Below are 21164 nucleotides of genomic sequence, written 5' to 3'. Positions count from 1 at the left end.
TGGCGAACATCTGTCGTTCCGGTGCGACTCCGGCTCGATCCGGGGCGAGTCGGCACGGATCAGGGGCCTTCCGGCGCCCCGAATCGCCAATCCCGCCAACGGTTTGCGCCTCACGCGGCCCGGATCACGGTGATCCGGGTACCGGCCAGGCTGATGGTGGCGGGCAGGCGGGCGATGATGTCGCCGTCGCCCTGGACCGGATCGCCCGCCGGCCCCTCGATCGTCAGGTGCCGGAAGCTCCGCAGATCGACCGAGGCCAGCCGCGGAATGCGGTCGAGGCCCAGCACGATGCCGTATTTCACCGCCGCCAGGCGCCCGCCGTCCCGGAACAGGCAGGCATCCAGCCGCTCGGCGCCCAGATCGGCGTCCGGCGCGCAGACGAAGGGCCCGCCATAATGCCGCCCGTTGGCCAGGATGGCGGAGGCGGCGACGATTTCGCCGCCGCCGTCGAAGCGCAGCCGATAGGGCGTGAAATGGAAGCGGCCGAGCTGGCGGAACATCTCGCCGACATAGGCGAGCTTGCCGACGCGCCGTTTCCAGCGCGGCGAGACCCCGGCGACGACATGGGCGTCATAGCCGACCCCCGCCATCATGACGAAATGGCGCCTGCCCGCCGCCGATTCGACATGGCCGAGATGGATCTCGCGCCGCCGGTCGGCGACGAGGCCGGCGGCGATGCCGAGGGGGTCGCGCGGCAGCCCGAGTTCCAGCGCCAGCACGTTGGCGGTCCCGAGCGGTATCACCGCCAGCGGCAGCCCGTGGCCGGCGAGGCCGTTCACCGCCTCGTTGATGGTGCCGTCGCCGCCGGCGACCACCAGGGCGGCGGGCGGGCGTTCCCGAGTCGCGACGGTCTCGGCGAGTCGGGTGGCATCGCCCGGGCCCCGCGTCTCCAGCAGTTCCAGAATGAAGCCGGCCTCGCGCAGCGCCGCCAGGCTGGCCTGGAACAGGCGCCTGCGGCGCTGGCCGGCGGCCGGGTTGTAGAGCACCGCCAGCGGCCGTCCGGTGGCGAGGAATTGGTGATTCATCGTGTTGTCACAATATTCATGAAAGCGTCATTTCTTGAGTATTATGGGCCACACTCACAACCTTTCTCCCGAAGGCGTTCTGTCTAAACTAAATATTGTGGTATCAACAACAAAACTGTTTCGGATTACTTCCCTTTTATGACGGGAGGGTGGCGTTTTGTTGACACGGATGTTGCCGGCGTTTGGCCGCCGACATGATCCAGCGATGGTTGCCAACGCGCTGGCGGCGACGGCGGACGGCATTGCGCCGGCCCTGAGCGACGATGGCCAGGGCGACGATGGCCAGGACGACGACGGTGACGGCGACGGCAAGACCGAGAAGCGACGCTACCGCACCATCTTCCTGTCCGACATACACCTCGGCACCCGCGGCTGTCAGGCGGACATGCTGCTCGACTTCCTCAAGTACAACGAGAGCGAGACGCTCTATCTGGTCGGCGACATCATCGACGGCTGGCGCCTGCGCCGTTCGTGGTACTGGGTGCAGAGCCACAACGACGTCATCCAGAAGGTACTGCGCAAGGCGCGCAAGGGCACCCGCGTCATCTATATCCCCGGCAATCACGACGAGGCGGCGCGCGACTATACCGATCTCCATTTCGGCGGCGTCGCGGTGATGATGGATGCGGTTCACACCGGCGCGGACGGGCGGCGCTTCCTGGTGCTGCACGGCGATGCCTTCGACGGTGTCGTCAAATACGCCAAATGGCTCGCCCATCTGGGGGACTGGGCCTACAACATCGCGCTCACCCTCAACACCTGGTTCAATCGCCTGCGGCGGCGCCTCGGCTATCCCTATTGGTCGCTGTCGGCCTATCTGAAGCACCGGGTGAAGAACGCGGTCGACTATATCTCCAGCTTCGAGACCGCGGTCGCCGAGGAGGCGCGGCGCCATCACGTCGACGGCGTGATCTGCGGCCACATCCACCATGCCGAGATCCGCGAGATCGACGGCATCACCTATTGCAACGACGGCGACTGGGTGGAGAGCTGCACCGCCCTGGTGGAACATGCCGACGGCCGCCTGGAAATCCTGCGCTGGGCGCCCGAATACGAGAAGCGCCTGTTCGCCCGCCGCAACCGCGAAACCAAGCTCGTCACCGCCGGATGAACGAACTCGCCAACGCCCTGCCGTCGATCGTGGAAAACGTCCCGGCCGACCGGCCCCTGCGTATCCTCGTGGTGACCGATGCCTGGTACCCCCAGGTGAACGGCGTCGTGCGCACCCTCGACACCGTGGCGCGGGAGGCGAGCCTGCTCGGCCACACGGTCGGCTTCGTCTCGCCGGATCTGTTCCGCACCGTGCCGACGCCGACCTATCCCGAGATCCGACTGGCGCTGCTGCCGGGAAGGCGCCTTGCCCGGCTGATCGAGAGCTTCGCGCCCGACGCCATCCACATCGCCACCGAAGGGCCGCTCGGCTGGAGCGCCCGGCGTTACTGCATGAAGCGCGGCCTGCCCTTCACCACCGCCTATCACACGCGCTTTCCCGAATATGTCCGCGCGCGCTTTCGCGTGCCGCTTGCCGTCTCCTACGGCGTCGTGCGTCGCTTTCACAGGCCGTCGCGCGGCCTGATGGTGGCGACCCATTCGATTCGCCAGGAACTGACCCGCTGGCGCTTCACCAACATCCGCCAATGGTCGCGCGGGGTGGACCTCGAACGTTTCACCCCGGGCGACAAGGATCTGCTGCCGCATCTGCCCCGTCCGGTCTTCACCTATGTCGGCCGGCTCGCGGTCGAAAAGAACATCGACGCCTTTCTGGCCCTGGACCTGCCGGGTTCCAAGCTGGTGGTGGGCGACGGACCGGAGATGGCGCGCCTGAAGGCCGCCTATCCCAAGGTCCATTTCGCCGGGGCGCGCCATGGCGAGGAATTGACGGCGCATTTCCGCGCCGGCGACGTCTTCGTCTTTCCCAGCCGCACCGACACGTTCGGCCTCGTCATGCTCGAGGCACTGGCCTGCGGTCTGCCGGTCGCGGCCTATCCGGTGCCGGGTCCCATCGACATTCTCTCGCCATCCGTCGGCGCGATGGACGAGGATCTGGCGGCGGCCTGCCGCCGTGCCCTGACCCTCGACCCCGCCGCCTGTCGCGACCATGCCCTGGGCTTCACCTGGGCGGCCACGGCTTCGCTGTTCCTGCGCAATCTCGTGTTCTTCGAACAGGAATGGCCGGCGGAAACGCGGATCGGCGGGCGCCAGGTCGCGATCCCTCATGCCGCCGCGCCGGCGATCACGGATCGACGGTGATCACCACCTTGCCGGTCGAGCGGCGCTCGAGGACCAGTTCCAGCGCCTCCGCCGCCCGGGCCAGGGGCCTCGTGTCCGAGACATGGGGGCGCAGCCGGCCGGCGCGCCACCAGTCGATCAGGGCGCGGAAACTGTCGGCCATGATCGCGGGCGCCTTGTCGGCATAGGCGCCCCACCAGAAGCCGATCACGTCGACATTCTTGACCAGCAGGCGGTTGGCCGCGATCTGGGGCACCTCGCCGCTGGCGAAACCGATGATCAGGGCGCGGGCCTCGAAATTGGCCGCCTTCAGGCCCGCCTCGAACAGGGCGCCGCCGACCGGGTCGTAGATCACGTCGACGCCGCCCGATACCGCCATGATGGCGCCCTTCAGGTCGTCGACGCCGGCGTCGATCAGGTGGTGGGCCCCCTGGTCGCGGGCGACCGCCAGCTTGGCCTCGCCCTTGGCGACGGCGATCACCTCCGCCCCCATCAGGACGCCCAGTTCGACCGCGGTCAGGCCGACGCCGCCGGCGGCGCCCAGCACGAGCAGTTTCTCGCCCGGAACGAGGCGCGCGCGATGGGCGAGACCGAGATGCGAGGTGCCATAGGCCACCGGGAAACCGGCGGCGGTCACGAAATCCATGGTTTCGGGAATCGGCACCGCGCGATCGGCGGCGACCGCCACCTTCTCGGCATAGCCGCCATGGGACGGGATCGCCAGCACCCGGTCGCCGGGGGCGAAGCCGGCGACGCCGGGCCCCACCGATTCGACCGTGCCCGCGACTTCGAGCCCCGGCGAGAAGGGCAGGGGCTGGCGCGTCTGATAACGCCCGGCGAGCATCAGGCTGTCGGCGAAATTGACCCCGGCGGCGCGCACGGCGATCACGATTTCCCCTTCTTTCGCAAGGGGATCGGGCATGTCCCGATAGTCCAGGCCGCGCGGCCCCCTGCCCAATTCAGTCGCGATGATCGCCTTCATGCCTCTGCTCTCGGTTGGCGGCCGTCACGATAAGATCTCGGGACGGACGGCCGTCTTTCTGGGATGATGCCGGCATGACCGTGCGTTATCTCGATCAACTGTTCAATCCCGGGGTGGTGGCCCTGCTGGGGCCGGAGAATCCGCAGGATCCGGTGGCCGCCGCCATCGCCAACGGCCTGCAGCGGGCCCCATTCAAGGGCCGTCTGCTGACGGCGGAGGATTCGGTCGAGGCGGTCGATGCCCTGGCGGCCGTGCCCGACCTCGCCATCCTGAACGGCGATCTCGATCGCGCGCCCGCCCTGATCGAGGCGCTTTGCCAGAAGGGCTGCCGGGTGGTGATGGCGGTCGGCGCGCCGCCGGAAGACCAGGATGTGGTCAACGCCATGCTGGAGGCGGCGGGGCGCCACCGGGCGCGGATCGTCGGGCCCGGCGCCTTCAACCTGGCGGTCCCGGCGATCGGCCTGCAGGCCGTGGTCTCCCCCGTCCTGCCGGAGCCGGGGCGGCTCGCCTTCGTCACCCATTCCAACGGCATCCTCGACACGTTGATCGACTGGGCGGCCGGCAACGGCATCGGCCTGTCGCGCGCCATTTCGCTGGGCGCCAAATGCGACGTCGATCTGGCCGACGTGCTCGACTGGCTCGCCCTCGACCATACGACGGGGGCGATCATCGTCTATCTCGAGACGATCACGCGGCCGCGCAAGTTCATGTCGGCGCTGCGCGCCGCCGCCCGCATCAAGCCGGTCGTGGTGCTGAAGGCCGGGCGCCACGGCCCGCCGCCGCCCGCGACCACCGCCATTCGCCGCCTCGCGGACGAGGACGGCATCTTCGGCGCCGTGCTGGCCCGGGCCGGCTGCGTGCGCGTCGCCGCGATCGAGGAATTGTTCGACGCCGCCGCCACCCTCGGCTTTCCGGGCGCCGCCATGGGCGAGCGCATCGCCATTCTCGCCAACGGCTATGGCGCCGGGCTGCTCGCCTGCGACCACCTGCTGACGCGGGGGGCAAGGCTCGCCGAATTCTCCACCGCGACGCTGGCGGCGCTTGCCACGATGCCGGGCCTGAAGTCGGACCAGAACCCGATCGACATCGGCCCCGACGCGCCACCCGAACGCTATGCCGAGGTCCTGCCGGTGCTGACGGCGGACCGGGGCATCGACGGCGTTCTGGTGATGAACACGCCGTCCGCCGTCTCCTCCGCCCTGTCGGCGGCGGAATCGACCCTGCGGGGCTTCGGCACGCGGCGTCAGCCGCGCCTGATCACCTGCTTCATGGGCGAGACCGAGGCCCGCGCGGCCCGCGCGGCACTTCGCGCCTCGGGCGTGCCGACCTTCTCGACCCCGCGCCAGGCGGCGCGCGCGATCATGCACATGGTCGCCTATCGCCGGAACCAGGAACTGCTGGCGGAAACCCCGGCGGCGATCCCGCCCGACTTCACCTTCGACCGCGACGCCGCGGCGGCCGAGATCGCGGACCACATGGCGGCGGGCCGCGAATGGATCCACGGGCCGGACGCGCTGCGCATCCTCTCCGCCTACGGCTTTCCGACCGTCCGGCCGATCTTCGCCGCGACACCCGAGGAAGCGGCGGAACACGCGCGGCGCATCGGCGCCGTCATCGTCCTGAAGATCGCCACGCGAGATCCGATCGACAAGAAGCATGTCGGCGGCGTCACCCTCGGCCTCGACGAGCCGGACGACGTGCGCCGCGCGGCCGAACTCATGCTGCGCCGGGTGGCGGCCCGCGCGCCCCAGGCCCGCATCGACGGTTTCACCGTGGAACCCATGGTGATCCGCCCCGACGGCCACGAACTCCTTCTCGGCATGGTCGAGGACGAGCAGTTCGGCCCGGTCGTGGTGTTCGGCCACGGCGGCACCGCCTGCGAGGTGATCGGCGACCGCGTCATCGCGCTGCCGCCCCTCAATCTGGCGCTGGCGCGCCATGCCATCGCGCGGACCCGGGTGGCGCGCCTTCTCGGCGCCGATGCCGGGCGTCCGGCGGCGGACATGCGCGCGGTCGAACTCGCCCTGATGCGGGTGTCCCAGATGGCGGTCGACCATCCCGAGATCGTCGAGCTGGAGATCAATCCCCTGGTCGCCGATCCGGGCGGGGTGATCGTGCTCGACGCGCGGCTGCGCCTTGCCGCGCCCGAACTGCCGGGCTCGAAGCGGATCGCCATCCGGCCATATCCCCAGGCCCTCGAGCAGCATGTGGTCGACGACAAGGGCGATGCCTATACGCTGCGCCCGATCCGGCCGGAGGACGAGACGCCGCTGATCCAGGGCTTCTCGACCGTCAGCCCCGAACATCTGCGGCTGCGCTTCTTCGCGCCCATGAAGGAGCTCAGCCACGCCTTCGCCGCCAAGCTGACCCAGATCGACTACGACCGCGAGATGGCCTTCGTCCTGGTCGGCGAGGGGCCGCCGGGCGAAGCGCCCTGGTTCGGCACCGGGCGCCTCGTCTCCGATCCCGACGGCGAGAAGGGCGAATATGCCGTGCTCGTCCGCTCCGACCGCATCGGCCGCGGCCTCGGCCGCCTGCTGATGGAACGGATCGTCTCCTACGGGCGCGAGCGCGGCCTGCAGGAGATCTATGGCGAGGTTCTGCGCGAGAACCGCACCATGCTTCAACTCGCCGCTGAACTCGGCTTCGTCGCCAAGCCCATGCCGGCCGAACCGGACGTGATGCATGTGGTCCTGAAGCTCTGAGCCGCCGCCTCGCCGGCGGCGGGGGAAAATCCATGCTCGGCGTGGCATCGGCGCGGCAAATGAGGTAACGCTTTCTTCATGATAAGGCTGCTCGGTTTCCTGCTGCTCGTCGCGGGCGGCATCTTCACATGGCTCGGTGCCGAGGACGGCATCGCCACCTGGAAGCGTGTCGCCCGGGCCGAGGACGTGATCGCCGAACTGGTGCGCTTCGATCCCGCCCCCGGCGGTCAGGGCGCGATCCCGATCGCCGCCTTCGTCGGCGAGGATGGCCAGCGCCACGAGGCCGCCCTGCCGCCCGTGTCGCGGCCCGATGCCGCCATCGGCACGCCCGTCCATCTGCTGCATCCGCCGGGCCGTCCGGACCTCGCCGAGACCGGCGACCTGATCGCCATCTGGGCGCCGTCCGCGGTGCCGGTCGGCGGCGGCATCCTGGGGGCCGTCATCGGGCTTGCCATGCTGACCAGCCGACGCCGCCGGCCCGAGGACATGCCGCGCGTGCCCTTCGTCCTGCGCTTCGGCTTGTTCGCGGTGGCCTTCGGCCTGATCGCCGTCGCCTGGACCGAATATGAGACGGTGGTCGACAGCCTGAATCAATATCCGCGCACGCGCGGCACGGTGGTCGCGGTCGATCAGGGCGGCGCCGCCACCATCCGCTTCACCGCCGCCGACGGCACCCCGATCGAATATGAGGACCGCTCCCTGCCGCCGGGCAGTTTCAGCCCCGGCGAGCGCGTCACCCTCGGCTATTCCAAGAGCAACCCGGAAGGCGCCCGGGTCGAGACTTTCGCCGAGGTCTGGTCGGTGCCCGCCGCCTGGGGCAGCGCGGCCGGCGTCGCCCTGCTCGTCGCCCTCTTCGCCGCCAGCCTGCGCCGGGGCAAGGAAAAGCCCGCGCCCAGGGAAGCGGGTGCGACCTTCACCCTCGAAGAGGAAGCGCCGCCGGCCGAGACCGGCGATGCCTGGATGGCCGATCCCGCGACGCCCGACCCGGCGACGGCCAACCCGGCGACGGCCAACCCGTGGGCGCTGGAACCGGCGGCCACCGGACCGGAAGCCCGGAAAGTCGACGTCCCGAAAGTCGAGCCTTCGGAAGCCGAGGCCCCGGAAGCCGAGGCCCCGGAGACCGAGCCTCCGAAAGCCGAGCCTCCGGTCGAAAAGCCGCGCCCGCGCAGCCTGATGGCCGCCCTGGCGGCCAAGCCGGCGCCGCGCGGCAAGGGCGAGCGCATGGAACCGCCGCCCCTTTCGGTCGGCAAGGATCGCGGCTGACCGCCGGTATCGGGCCGGGCAGCCAGCGGGTCGGACATCGGGCCGGGCAGCGGGCCATGCGCCATTCGCATGGCCGTTGTTATTGCACTGCCACAAACACTGGCTATACTCCGCGCCCGCCCGTAAAGTGGCTCCAAACCCGAAATACGGCCCATCGTTTCCGGTCTGCCCCCGCCGATTGCGCGGCGTCTGACAGGGCAGCGGGCCCTTGATGCCAGCAGTGCCCCGGAAGTCGTGTTCATGCAGATCCGCAATATCGCCATCATCGCCCACGTCGACCACGGCAAGACCACGCTCGTCGACCAGCTCCTGAAGCAGTCCGGCACCTTCCGCGCCAACCAGCAGGTGGCGGAACGGGTGATGGACAGCAACGACCTCGAAAAGGAGCGTGGCATCACCATCCTGGCCAAGCCGACCTCGGTGGTCTGGAAGGATACCCGCATCAACATCGTCGACACCCCGGGCCACGCCGACTTCGGCGGCGAGGTGGAGCGCATCCTGTCGATGGTCGACGGCGTCGTCGTCCTGGTCGATTCCGCCGAAGGCCCGCTGCCGCAGACGAAGTTCGTCACCGGCAAGGCGCTGCGCCTCGGTCTCCGGCCGATCGTGCTGATCAACAAGATCGACCGTTCCGACGCCCGTCCCGACGACGTGCTGAACGAAGTCTTCGATCTCTTCGCCGCCCTCGACGCCAACGAGGAACAGCTCGACTTCCCGGTGCTCTATGCTTCCGGCAAGCAGGGCTGGGCGGTCCACAACATCGACGACCCGCGCGAGACCCTGGCGCCGCTGTTCGACCTCGTCCTGGACCATGTGCCGCAGCCTTCGGTCGTCAACGACACGGACGAGCCCTTCGCCATGCTGGCGACGACGCTGGAAAGCGATCCCTTCCTCGGACGGATCCTGACCGGGCGCATCCAGTCGGGCATCGCCCGCCAGAACATGCCCGTGAAGGCACTGCGCGCCGGCGGCGAGGTGCTGGAGCAGGGCCGTCTGTCCAAGCTGCTGGCCTTCCGCGGTATCGAGCGCGTGCCGGTGGAAGAGGCATCGGCCGGCGACATCGTCGCCATCGCGGGCCTGACCGTCACCACCGTCGCCGACACGATCTGCGCCCTTGAAGTGGAAGAGCCGCTGAAGGCCCAGCCGATCGATCCGCCGACCCTGGCCATGACCTTCTCGATCAATGATTCGCCGCTGGCCGGCACCGAGGGCAGCAAGGTTCAGTCCCGCGTCATCCGCGAGCGCCTGATGCGCGAGGCGGAAGGCAATGTGGCCCTGAAGATCGCCGATGCGCCGGGCGGCGACAGTTTCGAAGTCGCGGGCCGTGGCGAACTTCAGCTCGGCATCCTGATCGAGCAGATGCGCCGTGAAGGCTTCGAGCTTTCGATCAGCCGGCCGCGCGTGCTCTTCACCGAAGTCGACGGTCAGCGCATGGAACCGATCGAGGAAGTGGTGATCGACGTCGACGAGGAATTCACCGGTGTCGTCGTCGAGAAGGTCTCGACCCGCAAGGGCGAGCTGAAGGAAATGCGCCCGTCCGGCGGCGGCAAGACCCGTCTGGTGTTCCACTGCCCGTCGCGCGGCCTGATCGGTTATCACGGCGAATTCCTGACCGATACGCGCGGCACCGGCCTGATGAACCGCCTGTTCCACGATTACGCGCCCTACAAGGGGCCGATCCCGGGCCGGCGCAACGGCGTCCTGATCTCGAACGGGGCCGGCGAATCCGTCGCCTACGCGCTGTGGAACCTCGAAGACCGCGGCCCGATGTTCATCGACCCGGGCGTGAAGGTCTATGAGGGCATGATCATCGGCGAGCACACCCGCGACAATGATCTCGAGGTCAATCCGCTGAAGGGCAAGCAGCTCTCCAACATCCGCACCACCTCGAAGGACGAGGCGATCCGCCTGACGCCGCCGCGCAAGATGAGCCTCGAGCAGGCCATCGCCTATCTCGGCGACGACGAACTGGTGGAAGTGACGCCGAAGTCGATCCGCCTGCGCAAGCGCTATCTCGACAGCAACGAGCGCAAGCGCATGTCGCGCGCCGCCGAAAGCGCCTGAGACGAAAGCATCCGACCGACACGCTCCGATCCGTTGCCGGGGGCTCGGCGCCCGGCCGGTCGCGCAAGCCGAAAGGCCATCCGCCCAACCGGGGGTAGATGGCCTTTCGCGCGACAGGGTGCATTCGATGTTGCCACGGGCGAAATATAACACCAATATGGGGAAAAATATCACCGTATTGGAGATTTCCCCATGCCCATCACCCCGCTCGATCTCCAGATCGGCCGCCGCATCCGCGAGCGCCGCTGGCTTCTCGGCCTTTCCCAGGAAAAGCTGGCGAACCGGGTCGGCCTGAAGTTCCAGCAGATCCAGAAGTACGAGACGGGCGGGGCGAAGGTTTCGGCGGGCCGCCTGTCGGCGCTGGCCAAGGCGCTCGACGTGCCGATCGCCTATTTCTATGACGGCGAAGTGGTGGAGGGCGAGGTGCTGAGCCGCGATGCCGCCGACATGGCGCGCCTGTTCATGGAATTGCCGGACCTCCAGCGCGAGCGCCTGCTCGACCTCGTCCGCGCCATGAGCACGGCGACGCCGGAACGCGCCGCCGGGGCGTCGATCGCCGCCTGAACGGCCGGGATCTCGATCAGCCGCGCGCGGCCAGCAGGGCCGCCGCCAGTTCGGCGAAGCCGTGGCCGCCCCGGGCCCGCGTGACATAGCGGGGCAGGGCGGTCAGGCGGTCGCCGAAGAAATCCAGATTGGCCACCCCGACCGCATGGGGGAAGAAGCCGAACATCGGCACGTCGTTCGGGCTGTCGCCGATGAAGGCGACGCGGTCCCGGGCCGCGTCGAGGTCGAGACCCAGATGCTCGGCGAAGAAGATGCGCGTCATCGCCAGCTTGTCCCAGTCGCCGAACCAGCCGTTGACATGGGCGGTCGAATATTTCGCCGTCGCCCCCGCCGCCTCGAACAGGGCGACGATGCGGTCGACCGCGTCCCAGGGCAGGGGGGCGACATCCTCGCGGAAATCGATGGCGAGATCGGCCTCGCGGCAGAATTGGTCGGTGGCGATGGCGGCCCCTGGCACCTGGCGCGGAATGCTCTCGGCCAGGGTTGCTAGCTTCGCGCGGTCGGCGGCGCGTTCCGCCGCATCCTGCTTCCAGTAGCGCCGTCTCAGGCGCCCGCTCGCGCCGTCGAGGGCGAAGAAGAAGGCGCCGTTCTCGCCGATCACGCCGGCGACCGGCCATTGCCTCGCGATCATGTCGCACCAGCCGGCGGGCCGTCCGGTCACCGGCACGACACCGATTCCGGCCGCCGTCAGATCCTCCATGGCGGCGAAGGCGGTGGCGGGCAGGCGGCCTTCATGGGTCAGCGTGTCGTCGACGTCGGTCAGCACGAAGTCGATGGCGGCGCGGGCCGCCGCCGGAAAATCGCCGAGGGGCAGCATGGTCCCGGGTTTCAGGGGCCGGCCGGATTGCGGCGCTGGGCAAACCAGGCATTCACGGCGTCGATGCCGTCCTGATCCATGAGCATGAAGACCTTGGTTCGGCGATAGAGGAAGTCCTCCGCCGTGCGCGCATCCTCCACCGTGACGGCATGGACCAGTTCCGCCTCGGGCACGATGCCGATCGGCCGGGCCAGCGCCGGCTCCTGGCGCAGCATCTCGTAGAGCGTCCGGGTCTCGGCGCCATAGGTGAAGACCCAGCGCCGCCGGGTTTCGAGGGGGATCTCCTCCGGCCCCTGTTCCGCCAGCGCGGCCAGGGCTTCGCGGGACATCTCGCCGCCGTGGATCGGGCTCTCCCGCGTCCAGGACGGGCCCATATCGGCGCCCAGGCCACGCAATTCCGCCATCACCAGTTCGCCGAGCTTGCGGTGGGTGGTGATCTTGCCGCCGTAGATCGAGACCAGGGCGCCCTTGCCCCGGCGCGCCGTCACCAGTTCGTATTCCCGTGTCACCTTCGAGGGATTGTCTTCCCCGTCGTCGACCAGGGGCCGGATGCCGGACCAGGACCACAGCACGTCTTCGGGCCCCACCCGGTGATCGAAGAAGCGGTGATAGCAATCCAGCAGATAGTCCCGCTCGGCGTCGGTGCAGCGGGGCTTGGCCGCGGCTTCCTCATGGGGCACGTCGGTGGTGCCGACGATCAGGAATCGTTCCATCCAGGGAATGACGAAGACGACGCGCTTGTCGTCGTTCTGCAGGGTGAAGGCGCGGTGCTCGACCGGTGCCGGCATGGGCAGCACGATATGGCTGCCCCGCACGAGACGCAGCTTCCTGGCGGGGGCCGCCATGCCCTCGACCTTGCGCATGACGTCGGTGGCGAAGGGGCCGCCCGCGTTCACGACGAAGCGCGCATGCACGGTCACCGGCCGGCCGTCCTCGCGGTAGGTGACGTCGAAACCGTCCGTCTTCGCCGCGATCCGGGTGACCGGGCGGTAGTTGCGGATGTCGGCGCCGCGCTTTCGCGCATCCAGCAGGGTTTCGAGGGTCAGGCGGGCATCGTCGGTCCAGCAGTCGGGATAATGCAGGATGGCCTTCAGGCGCTCCTGCTTCAGGCGCGGCACCCGGTTCCATTCAGGCCGGGGAACACGGCCGCTCTTGGCCAGAAGGCGCCGCCCGGACAGCACGTCGTAGAGGAAGAGCCCGAGCCGCACCATCCAGGCCGGGCGCGGCTGGCCCTGCGTGATCGGCACCAGGAATTCGAGGGGGAAGACCAGATGCGGCGCGATCGCCATCAGGGTCTCGCGTTCCCGCAGCGACTCACGCACCAGGCGGAACTCATATTGCTCGAGATAGCGGATGCCGCCGTGGATCAGTTTCGACGAGGCGGAGGACGTCGCGCCCGCATAATCGTTCGCTTCCGCCAGCAGGACCGAAAGCCCCCGGCCGGCCGCATCGCGCGCGACCGCCGCGCCGTTGATGCCCCCGCCGATCACCACCAGATCAAATCGTTCCGTCATGCCCACCTGCCGCACGGCCCATCGCAGACGTCATAGCACTTCTCGGGGTCGGGAGCATGGCAAAGAGGCGCGGCGGCGAATCTCACGGCAGGGAACCTTCTCAGCCCTGCCATGCGTGGGCGGGGCTTCGTGCCGCATTGACCCTGGGGTATGGTCCGGCCCCATGAAGCCGATCTCCGAAAAGCCCATCATCGACATCCGGCACCTGGTGAAACGCTACGACACGGGCTTCACCGCCCTGAAGGGCGTCGACCTCCAGATCATGCCGGGCGAGATCTTCGCCCTGCTCGGCCCGAACGGCGCCGGCAAGACCACGCTGATCAGCATCGTCTGCGGCACCGCGCGCGCGACCTCGGGCATGGTGCTGGCCGGCGGCCACGACATCGTGAAGGATTATCGCGCCGCCCGTGCCCTGATCGGCCTCGTGCCCCAGGAACTGACCACCGACGCCTTCGAGACGGTGTGGAACACGGTCTCCTTCAGCCGGGGCCTGTTCGGCAAGAAGCGCAACCCGGCCCTGATCGAGCGGATCCTCCGCGATCTCTCGCTCTTCGACAAGAAGGACAGCCAGCTGCGCCAATTGTCCGGCGGCATGAAGCGGCGGGTGATGATCGCCAAGGCGCTGTCCCACGAACCCCGCATCCTCTTCCTCGACGAGCCGACCGCCGGCGTCGACGTCGAACTGCGCCGCGACATGTGGGAGATGGTGCGCCGCCTGCGCGAGACCGGCGTCACCATCATCCTGACCACCCATTACATCGAGGAAGCGGAGGAGATGGCGGACCGCGTCGGCGTCATCCGCCAGGGCGAGATCATCCTGGTCGAGGAGACGGCGGAACTGATGCGCAAGCTCGGCAAGAAGCAACTCACCCTGCATCTGCAGCAGCCGCTGGCCGCCGTGCCCGGCACGCTGGCGTCCTTCGACCTGACGCTCGCCGACGGCGGCCATGCCCTCGTCTATACCTATGACACCAAGGGCGAGCGGACGGGGATCACCGCCCTTCTCGGCGCGCTCGGCGATGCCGGCATCCGTTTCCACGATTTGCAGACGGACCAATCCTCGCTCGAGGACATCTTCGTCGACCTGGTGAGCACCAAGCCATGAATCTCCACGCCGTCCGCGCCATCTATCTGTTCGAGATGGCCCGCACCTGGCGCACGGTGATGCAGAGCGTCATCTCGCCGGTGATTTCCACCTCGCTCTATTTCGTCGTCTTCGGCGCCGCCATCGGCCAGCACATGAACCAGATCGAAGGGGTCGAATACGGCGCCTTCATCGTGCCCGGCCTGATGATGCTGACGCTTCTGATGCAGAGCATTTCCAACGCCTCCTTCGGGATCTATTTCCCGCGCTTCACGGGCACGATCTACGAAGTGCTGTCGGCGCCGATCTCGCCCTTCGAGATCGTCGCGGGTTACGTCGGCGCGGCGGCCTCGAAGTCGATCATGCTGGGGCTCATCATCCTCGCGACCTCGACCCTCTTCGTGCCGCTGTCGATCGCCCATCCCTTCGCCATGCTGGCCTTCCTGGTGCTGACGGCGGTGACCTTCAGCCTGTTCGGCTTCATCATCGGCATCTGGGCCGACGGTTTCGAGAAGCTGCAGCTCGTGCCCCTGCTGATCGTGACGCCGCTCACCTTCCTCGGCGGCAGCTTCTATTCGATCGACATGCTGCCGCCGTTCTGGCGCGCGGTCAGCCTGTTCAACCCCGTGGTCTATCTGGTCTCCGCCTTCCGCTGGAGCTTCTTCGGCCAGTCGGAGGTGAGCATCGGCGTGAGCCTGGGCATGACCACCCTGTTCCTGGCGCTCTGCCTCGGCGGCATCGCCTGGATCTTCCGCTCGGGCTATCGGCTGAAGGTCTGAGCGCGCCTCGCGTCGCGCCGCAGGTCCTGGGGGGTCCGCCCCAGGGTGCGGACGAAGCCCTGGCACATGCGCTCGGGATCGCCGAAGCCGGTCTCGCGGGCGATCTCGTCGAAGGTGCGGCGCCCGTCCTCCACCAGGGGGCGGGCGGCCTCGATGCGCAGGCGTTCGATCGCGCGGGCAGGCGTCAGGCCGGTCGCGGCGCCGAAGGCGCGGGCGAACTGGCGCGTGCTCAGGCCCGCCACCTCGGCGAGCCGGTCGACCGGGAGCTCGGCCGACAGATTCTCCCGCGCGAAGGACAGGGTCCGGCGAATGCGGTCCGAGCCGGGATCGAGATCCAGCAGCGACGAGAATTGAGTCTGCCCGCCCGGGCGCCGGCAATAGACCACCAACATGCGCGCGACCTGCTGCGCGAGATCGGCCCCCAGGTCCTCCTCCACCAGGGCCAGCGCCATGTCGATCCCGGACGACATGCCGGCCGAGGTCCAGACCGCGCCGTCCTGGACGAAGATCCGGTCGGCATCGATCCGCGCCGTCGGGTGGCGCGCCTGCAGATGGGGGGCGGCGAACCAATGGGTGGTGGCGCGCCGCCCGTCGAGCAGCCTGGCCGCGCCCAGCAGGAAGGCCCCGGTGCAGACCGACGCGACGCGTCGCGCATCGGGCGCCATCGCCGCCAGAAGCGCGGCCACATCGTCGGCACTCTCGTCCGCCAGGGGGGCGGGCGATCCGGGCACGATCAGCGTGTCGCAGGGGGCGGCGGCCGGCGCTTCGGTCACCACCGCGATGCCGGACGAGCTGACCACCGGCCCGCCGCCGATGGAGATCACGCTCAAGCCGTAGGCGCCGCCCGAGAGCATGGCGGCGACATTGAAGACTTCCAGCGGCCCCGAAAGGTCGAACAGCACGAAGCCCGGATAGACCAGGAAGCGGATGGCGCGTGTCATGGCATAAAAACCGGGATTAACGTCATTTCGGACATCAAAGCGCCATTCTATCGTCCCGTCAAACCACCTGAGGGGATAGAGGGACATGGCCATCGCTTCGACCGGACACCGCCACGGCATTATGGCGCCATCCATGATCGGCATCGTGCTGAGCCTCGCGACGCTGCCGATCCACCTGCTGGTCGACCATCAGACGTCGATCGAACTGGCGGGGACGCTGATCGCGGTGATCGGCGCCATCTATTTCGGGTTCGCCATCCAGGCGGGGTCGCTGCGCGTCATGCTGGTCGAGGGCACGGTGGCCAATCTCTTCATCGTGGCCGGGCTCGCCAGCTTCTGGGTCTCGCCCTGGATCGCGCCGGTCGCCTATGCCCTGCACGGGGTCTGGGACTGGCTGCACCACGGTCTGGAGCACAGCCGCGACCTGGTGGCGCCCCGGGCCTGGTATCCGCCCTTCTGCGCCGCCTATGACTGGATCTTCGCCATCGGGCTGACCGCCATCTGGCTGGCCTGAGCCCGTCCGCTCTGACCGCTTGCGCTTGATGGTTGGCGCCCCTAGGTTGCCGGCCATCGAGCGAGGTTGTCATGACGCTTTCCCCCAATGAAATCGAATCCCTGACCCAATTCGCCGGCCGTCTGGCCGATACGTCGCGGGCGGTGATCCTGCCCTTCTTCCGGACCGAAATGCCGGTCGACGACAAGGCCGACCTCTGGGGCGGGGCCAAGGGTTACGACCCGGTGACCGAGGCGGACCGGGCCGCCGAAGCCGCCATCCGCGCCCTGATCGAGGCGGAATATCCCGCCCACGGCATCCTGGGCGAGGAATTCGGCGAAAAGAAAGGCACGGCGCCCCTGACCTGGGTGCTCGACCCGATCGACGGCACGCGGGCCTTCATCACCGGCCTGCCGCTGTGGGGCACACTGATCGCGTTGAACGACGGCACCAGGCCCGTGATCGGCATCATGGACCAGCCCTTCACGGGGGAGCGTTTCATCGGCAATGCCACGGGCGCCTTCCTCGGCGCACGGGCGCTGAAGACCCGGGCCTGCCCCACGCTCGCCCACGCCCGCCTGATGACCACCAGCCCCCATCTGTTCCGCACCGAGGCGGATCGCGCCGCCTTCGATCGGGTGGCGGCGGGCGCGCAATTGGTGCGCTACGGCGGCGACTGCTATGCCTATGCCATGATCGCGGCGGGGCAGGTGGATGCGGTGATCGAGACCGGGCTCGAAGCCTATGACATCCAGGCCCTGATCCCCATCGTCGAAGGGGCCGGCGGCAAGGTGACGAACTGGACCGGCGGCGACTGCCAGAACGGCGGCACCGTGCTCGCCACCGGCGACGCCCGCCTGCACGACGAGATCTTGGGCCTGCTCAACGGCTGAACGGGGCCGCCGCCGACCGGATCAAGGCGTCGCGCAGGCCTCGAAAGCCTCGGTCATCATGGTCAGACGCGACTCGCCGGTCTCTTCGCCGAGGGCCCAGACCGTGCCTTCGAGCGCGCCGGCCGGCCGCGCCCGCAGGGCCAGCGAATAGATCGGAAAATGGCCCGGAATGCGGCCCACCCGGACGGATTCCTGGGCCACCTGGGCATTGACCAGGGCACCGAGCACCGCGCCCTGGGGCGTGCCGCCGCCGTAATAGCCGCCGCCGTTCAGCCCACCGTAGCCGGGGTGTTCGTCGCACATGACGACGATATCGCCGGTCGCCGGCGACCTGGTCAGGATGGTGCGCTGGGTATCGCCCTGGCAGTCCTGGGTCAGGACACGGTCATAGACGCATTGCGCGATGCCGACCGGATCGCCGTTCCCCGTCAGGGTCCGCGGCGGCAGCGTGTCCAGCCGTACCCGGCGGGCCGCCCGATCCTCGACGCAGCCGGCAAGGCCGAAGGCGGCGAGACAGAACCCGACGACCCAGGCGCCATGGCGTCTCATTGCGGCGCGGCCGTCTCGGTGCCGGTCGGGGTGGCCGGCATCGGCGTTGCGCCCGTCGCGGCGGCCGGCTCCAGTCCGGCACCGTCGCAAGGGGCCATGGCGGTCTTCAGGATCCCGATGTAATGCTCGGGCCCCTCCATCGTGGTCGCGACCCAGAAGCTGGTCTCGATCTCGCCGGGCCCGACCGGTTTGAACACGGCGGTATAGCGGGGCGGTCGCTTGTTGCTTTCGCCGACGTCCTCCTTCTCGCCGACGGCGGCACCGACCAGCACCCCAATCAGACCGAAGGCCGCGCCGACGGCGACGGCGCTGGGCGTGACGTTATAGCAGGTCAGCCGGCTCGCGCCCGTGACTTCGTCGCTGGTGACGCCCAGGCCCCAGTCGATCGTGTCGCATTCGTCGGCTTCCTGCATGTGCTGCAGCGTGCATTGGGCGACGGCCAGGGGCTCGCCCTTCATGGCCATGGTTTCGAGCGGCGGGGCCTGACCCGGCGCGCCGAGCCGCTTCTCGGCGCAGCCGCCGACCGCAAGGCCGGCGACCAGCACCGCCAATGTGAAGGATTTTCCGAATTGAGCGATAGGGGCCATGGTTCGAACTGCCTTGGGTAATGCTGTATGCATCATTACCAAACAGCCACCGATGGCAACAATGATCTGATTCAACGAGAAGATTGCATATCGATGACGGCAAGCCAATCGTCCAGGGCGGCGAGGAAGCGGCCGCGCAACTCGTCCCGCTCCTTCAGGATCTCGTGGCGCGCGGCCTCGATCTCCACGAGGGTGGCGCGGGGCAGGCGGGCGGCGAAGGCGCGTTCGGCGGCGGGCCTCACCACCTTGTCGGCCCCGGCGACGGCCACCAGCACCGGCAGATCGATCGCTTCCGCCGCGCCCGGGCGTTTCAACAGGGCGGAAGACCGGAAGGCGGCGTCGAGCCAGCCGAAGGTGGGGGCGCCGAGATCGAGCAGGGGTTCGGCGGCGACGAAATGGGGTTGATCGCCGGCCCGCTCGGGATCGGAGGTCAGGACGTTGAAGCCGGGCCCCGTCTCCTTCGGCGCCGAGATCGCCCGCTCGCCGAGGCCGAACAGGACGAGGGCGTGGGCGATGCGACCGGCCCAGGCGGGGGTAATGCGACCGGTATCGATTTCCATCATCGCCGAACAGAGCACGGCACCGGCGAGGCGGGCGCGCGTGGCGGGCCGTGTCGCCAGGGTCCGCGCCAATATATGGCCGCCCATGGAATGGCCGAGGGCGAAGATCGGGGCCGTGGTCTCCATCGCCACGCGTTCGATCAAGGCCTCGAGATCGCCGACGTAATCCTCGAAGTCCCGCACATGCCCCTTCATGCGATCGGCCAGGGGGTGGTCCGACAGGCCCTGTCCGCGCCAGTCCATCAGATGGACGGCGAAACCCCGGTCCAACAGGTCGGCCGTGGTCTCGTAATATTTCTCGATGAATTCGTTCCGCCCGGTCAGCACGACGAAAGCGCCGCGCGGCGTTCCTTGCGGTGTGAAGCGGGCGATGCGCAGACGGGTGCCCGCGCGCACCATCTCGGCGAATCCGCCGCCCGGCGGCATCTCCCGGCGCCGGGCGGTGCTCATCTCAGTGGGTCTGGCTCGCCGCCGTCAGGCGGTCGCCGGAACCGGTGATCTGTTCCCGGGTCGAGAGGAAGCGGACCTTGGGAAAATCGTCCTGGGCCCGTTGCAGGTACCAGCCGTTCCGCGCCAGATAGACCAGGGCGCCGTCGTGGTCTTCCGCCAGATTCATGCGGTTGGCCTGGGAGAAGGCTTCGAGCACGGATTTGTCGTCGGCATCGACCCAGCGCGCCATCTCGAAGGGCACGCCCTCGAATTCGATGTCGAGACCGTATTCCGCCAGCAGCCGGCTCTTCAGCACGTCGAACTGAAGGGCGCCGACCACGCCGACGACATAATCGCCGCCGATCTGGCGCCGGAACACCTGGGATGCGCCTTCCTCGGCCAATTGGTCGAGGGCACGGCGCAGGTGCTTCACCTTCATGGGATCGTCCAGCTTCACCCGGCGCAGCATTTCCGGCGCGAAGGAGGGCACGCCCAGGAAGGCCAGATCCTCCCCCTCGGTCAGCGTGTCGCCGATGCGCAAGGTGCCGTGGTTCGGGATGCCCAGGATATCGCCGGCGAAGGCAACGTCCGCCGTCTCACGATCGCCGGCCATGAACTGCACCGGATTGTTGATGGAAAGCATGCGGCCCGAGCGCACGTGCTTCATCTTCATGCCGCGCTTGAATTCGCCCGAGACGAGACGGATGAAGGCCACGCGGTCGCGGTGGTTCTTGTCCATATTCGCCTGGATCTTGAAGACGAAGCCCGAGACCTTGCCCTCGGTCGGCTGCACCAGGCGCGCCGCCGCCTTCGCCGGCCGGGGCGAGGGCGCCATTTCCGCCAGGCCCTGCAGCAGTTCGCGCACCCCGAAGGAGCGCAGCGCCGAGCCGAAGAACATGGGCGTCAGGTGACCGGCGCGGTAACTCTCCTCGTCGAAGGCGGGGCAGAGTTCGCGGATCATCTCCACATCCTCGCGCAGTTTCGCGACGAGGTCGGCGGGTAGCTTCTGGTCGATCTTGGGATCGTCGAGGCCGGAGCATTTCTCGATCTCCGGCTTCTTGTTGCCGGCGCCCCGGTCGATCAGGATCAGCTCGTCGTGGATCAGGTCGTAGCAGCCGTGGAAATCCTTGCCCTGGCCGATGGGCCAGGTGGCGGGGGTGACGTCCAGCGCCAGGGTCTTCTCGATCTCGTCCATCAGTTCGAACGGGTCGCGCGCCTCGCGGTCCATCTTGTTGACGAAGGTGACGATGGGCACGTCGCGCAGCCGGCAGACCTCGAACAGCTTCAGGGTCCGCGCCTCGATACCCTTGGCGGCGTCGATCACCATGATGGCGCTGTCGACTGCGGTGAGGGTCCGATAGGTGTCTTCCGAAAAGTCTTCGTGGCCCGGCGTATCGAGGAGGTTGAAGGTGCAGCCGTCCGCCTCGAAGGTCATGACGGACGCCGTGACCGAGATGCCGCGTTCCTGTTCGACCTTCATCCAGTCGGAGCGCGCGCGCCGCTGGTCGCCGCGCGCCTTGACGGCGCCCGCCTGCTGCACGGCGCCGCCGAACAGCAGCAGCTTTTCGGTCAATGTGGTCTTGCCGGCGTCCGGGTGCGAGATGATCGCAAAGGTGCGCCGGCTCTCGATCGCGCTTTCCAGAATGCTCACGGCCGGTCCTGTCTTGAAGTTCGGCGGAAACTAAT

Annotated in this window: 19 protein-coding genes; 10 read left to right on the top strand and 9 right to left on the bottom strand. The window is 68.4% G+C overall.

The window, feature by feature from the left end; genetic code table 11:
- Positions 1 to 110: 110 nt before the first annotated feature.
- Positions 111 to 1025 carry a diacylglycerol/lipid kinase family protein gene (locus L2U69_RS07600; RefSeq protein ID WP_236106187.1) on the bottom strand — a complete coding sequence of 305 codons (915 nt, stop codon included), beginning with the start codon at positions 1023 to 1025 and terminating at the stop codon, positions 111 to 113.
- A 205-nt stretch (positions 1026 to 1230) separates the two neighbouring features.
- Here L2U69_RS07600 and L2U69_RS07595 point away from each other — a divergent pair, with 205 nt between their 5' ends.
- Complete coding sequence (locus L2U69_RS07595) at positions 1231 to 2136, top strand: UDP-2,3-diacylglucosamine diphosphatase (protein WP_236106186.1); 906 nt, start codon at positions 1231 to 1233, stop codon at positions 2134 to 2136.
- 56 nt (positions 2137 to 2192) lie between these two features.
- The gene (locus L2U69_RS07590) at positions 2193 to 3275 is read left to right on the top strand and encodes a glycosyltransferase family 4 protein (RefSeq protein WP_236106441.1); all 1083 of its coding nucleotides are present in this window, start codon (positions 2193 to 2195) and stop codon (positions 3273 to 3275) included.
- Here L2U69_RS07590 and L2U69_RS07585 read toward each other — a convergent pair.
- The gene (locus tag L2U69_RS07585) at positions 3259 to 4236 is read right to left on the bottom strand and encodes an NADPH:quinone oxidoreductase family protein (RefSeq protein ID WP_236106185.1); all 978 of its coding nucleotides are present in this window, start codon (positions 4234 to 4236) and stop codon (positions 3259 to 3261) included. The genes L2U69_RS07590 and L2U69_RS07585 overlap by 17 nt on opposite strands.
- A gap of 74 nt (positions 4237 to 4310) precedes the next feature.
- Here L2U69_RS07585 and L2U69_RS07580 point away from each other — a divergent pair, with 74 nt between their 5' ends.
- The 4 genes from L2U69_RS07580 (at position 4311) to L2U69_RS07565 (ending at position 10832) form a co-directional block, all read left to right on the top strand.
- The gene (locus tag L2U69_RS07580) at positions 4311 to 6941 is read left to right on the top strand and encodes a bifunctional acetate--CoA ligase family protein/GNAT family N-acetyltransferase (protein ID WP_236106184.1); all 2631 of its coding nucleotides are present in this window, start codon (positions 4311 to 4313) and stop codon (positions 6939 to 6941) included.
- 78 nt (positions 6942 to 7019) lie between these two features.
- Positions 7020 to 8204 (top strand): DUF3592 domain-containing protein, encoded by a 1185-nt coding sequence (locus L2U69_RS07575; RefSeq protein WP_236106183.1) that lies wholly within the window; start codon positions 7020 to 7022, stop codon positions 8202 to 8204.
- Between the two features lie 240 nt (positions 8205 to 8444).
- Complete coding sequence (typA, locus tag L2U69_RS07570) at positions 8445 to 10268, top strand: translational GTPase TypA (RefSeq protein WP_236106182.1); 1824 nt, start codon at positions 8445 to 8447, stop codon at positions 10266 to 10268.
- A gap of 192 nt (positions 10269 to 10460) precedes the next feature.
- On the top strand, positions 10461 to 10832 hold the full coding sequence (locus tag L2U69_RS07565; RefSeq protein WP_236106181.1) for a helix-turn-helix domain-containing protein: 372 nt from the start codon (positions 10461 to 10463) through the stop codon (positions 10830 to 10832).
- Between the two features lie 16 nt (positions 10833 to 10848).
- Here L2U69_RS07565 and L2U69_RS07560 read toward each other — a convergent pair whose 3' ends face one another.
- Together L2U69_RS07560 and glpD are read right to left on the bottom strand one after the other, a co-directional pair.
- Positions 10849 to 11649: an HAD-IIB family hydrolase gene (locus tag L2U69_RS07560; protein ID WP_236106180.1), complete on the bottom strand. Its 801-nt coding sequence runs from the start codon at positions 11647 to 11649 to the stop codon at positions 10849 to 10851.
- 11 nt (positions 11650 to 11660) lie between these two features.
- Positions 11661 to 13163 (bottom strand): glycerol-3-phosphate dehydrogenase, encoded by a 1503-nt coding sequence (gene glpD / locus L2U69_RS07555; protein ID WP_236106179.1) that lies wholly within the window; start codon positions 13161 to 13163, stop codon positions 11661 to 11663.
- Between the two features lie 163 nt (positions 13164 to 13326).
- On the opposite strand from glpD, the gene L2U69_RS07550 reads away from it, so the two are divergent.
- Together L2U69_RS07550 and L2U69_RS07545 are read left to right on the top strand one after the other, a co-directional pair.
- Entirely contained in the window at positions 13327 to 14268 is a 942-nt protein-coding gene (locus tag L2U69_RS07550; protein ID WP_236106178.1) for an ABC transporter ATP-binding protein, read from the top strand.
- Positions 14265 to 15026: an ABC transporter permease gene (locus tag L2U69_RS07545; protein ID WP_236106177.1), complete on the top strand. Its 762-nt coding sequence runs from the start codon at positions 14265 to 14267 to the stop codon at positions 15024 to 15026. Before L2U69_RS07550 ends, L2U69_RS07545 begins: the two co-directional genes overlap by 4 nt.
- On the opposite strand, the gene L2U69_RS07540 is transcribed toward L2U69_RS07545, so the two are convergent.
- Positions 15008 to 15967 (bottom strand): GlxA family transcriptional regulator, encoded by a 960-nt coding sequence (locus L2U69_RS07540; RefSeq protein ID WP_236106176.1) that lies wholly within the window; start codon positions 15965 to 15967, stop codon positions 15008 to 15010. The two genes, L2U69_RS07545 and L2U69_RS07540, sit on opposite strands and share 19 nt — an antisense overlap.
- 85 nt (positions 15968 to 16052) lie before the next feature.
- Here L2U69_RS07540 and L2U69_RS07535 point away from each other — a divergent pair, with 85 nt between their 5' ends.
- Positions 16053 to 16481: a hypothetical protein gene (locus tag L2U69_RS07535; protein WP_236106175.1), complete on the top strand. Its 429-nt coding sequence runs from the start codon at positions 16053 to 16055 to the stop codon at positions 16479 to 16481.
- Between the two features lie 71 nt (positions 16482 to 16552).
- Positions 16553 to 17353: a histidinol-phosphatase gene (gene hisN / locus L2U69_RS07530; protein WP_236106174.1), complete on the top strand. Its 801-nt coding sequence runs from the start codon at positions 16553 to 16555 to the stop codon at positions 17351 to 17353.
- A gap of 21 nt (positions 17354 to 17374) precedes the next feature.
- On the opposite strand, the gene L2U69_RS07525 is transcribed toward hisN, so the two are convergent.
- From L2U69_RS07525 to L2U69_RS07510, 4 genes are all read right to left on the bottom strand, one after another.
- Positions 17375 to 17902 carry a hypothetical protein gene (locus tag L2U69_RS07525; protein WP_236106173.1) on the bottom strand — a complete coding sequence of 176 codons (528 nt, stop codon included), beginning with the start codon at positions 17900 to 17902 and terminating at the stop codon, positions 17375 to 17377.
- The gene (locus tag L2U69_RS07520) at positions 17899 to 18489 is read right to left on the bottom strand and encodes a hypothetical protein (protein WP_236106172.1); all 591 of its coding nucleotides are present in this window, start codon (positions 18487 to 18489) and stop codon (positions 17899 to 17901) included. The genes L2U69_RS07525 and L2U69_RS07520 overlap by 4 nt, the downstream gene beginning before the upstream one ends.
- A 71-nt stretch (positions 18490 to 18560) precedes the next feature.
- Positions 18561 to 19499 (bottom strand): alpha/beta fold hydrolase, encoded by a 939-nt coding sequence (locus L2U69_RS07515; protein ID WP_236106171.1) that lies wholly within the window; start codon positions 19497 to 19499, stop codon positions 18561 to 18563.
- A gap of 1 nt (position 19500) precedes the next feature.
- On the bottom strand, positions 19501 to 21129 hold the full coding sequence (locus tag L2U69_RS07510) for a peptide chain release factor 3 (protein ID WP_236106170.1): 1629 nt from the start codon (positions 21127 to 21129) through the stop codon (positions 19501 to 19503).
- Between the last annotated feature and the right edge of the window lie 35 nt (positions 21130 to 21164).

This window comes from Zavarzinia marina, assembly GCF_021568905.1.
Lineage (GTDB): Bacteria > Pseudomonadota > Alphaproteobacteria > Zavarziniales > Zavarziniaceae > Zavarzinia > Zavarzinia marina.
Note: the sequence above shows the minus strand (reverse complement) of the source record. Positions and strands in the feature narration are given on the sequence as shown.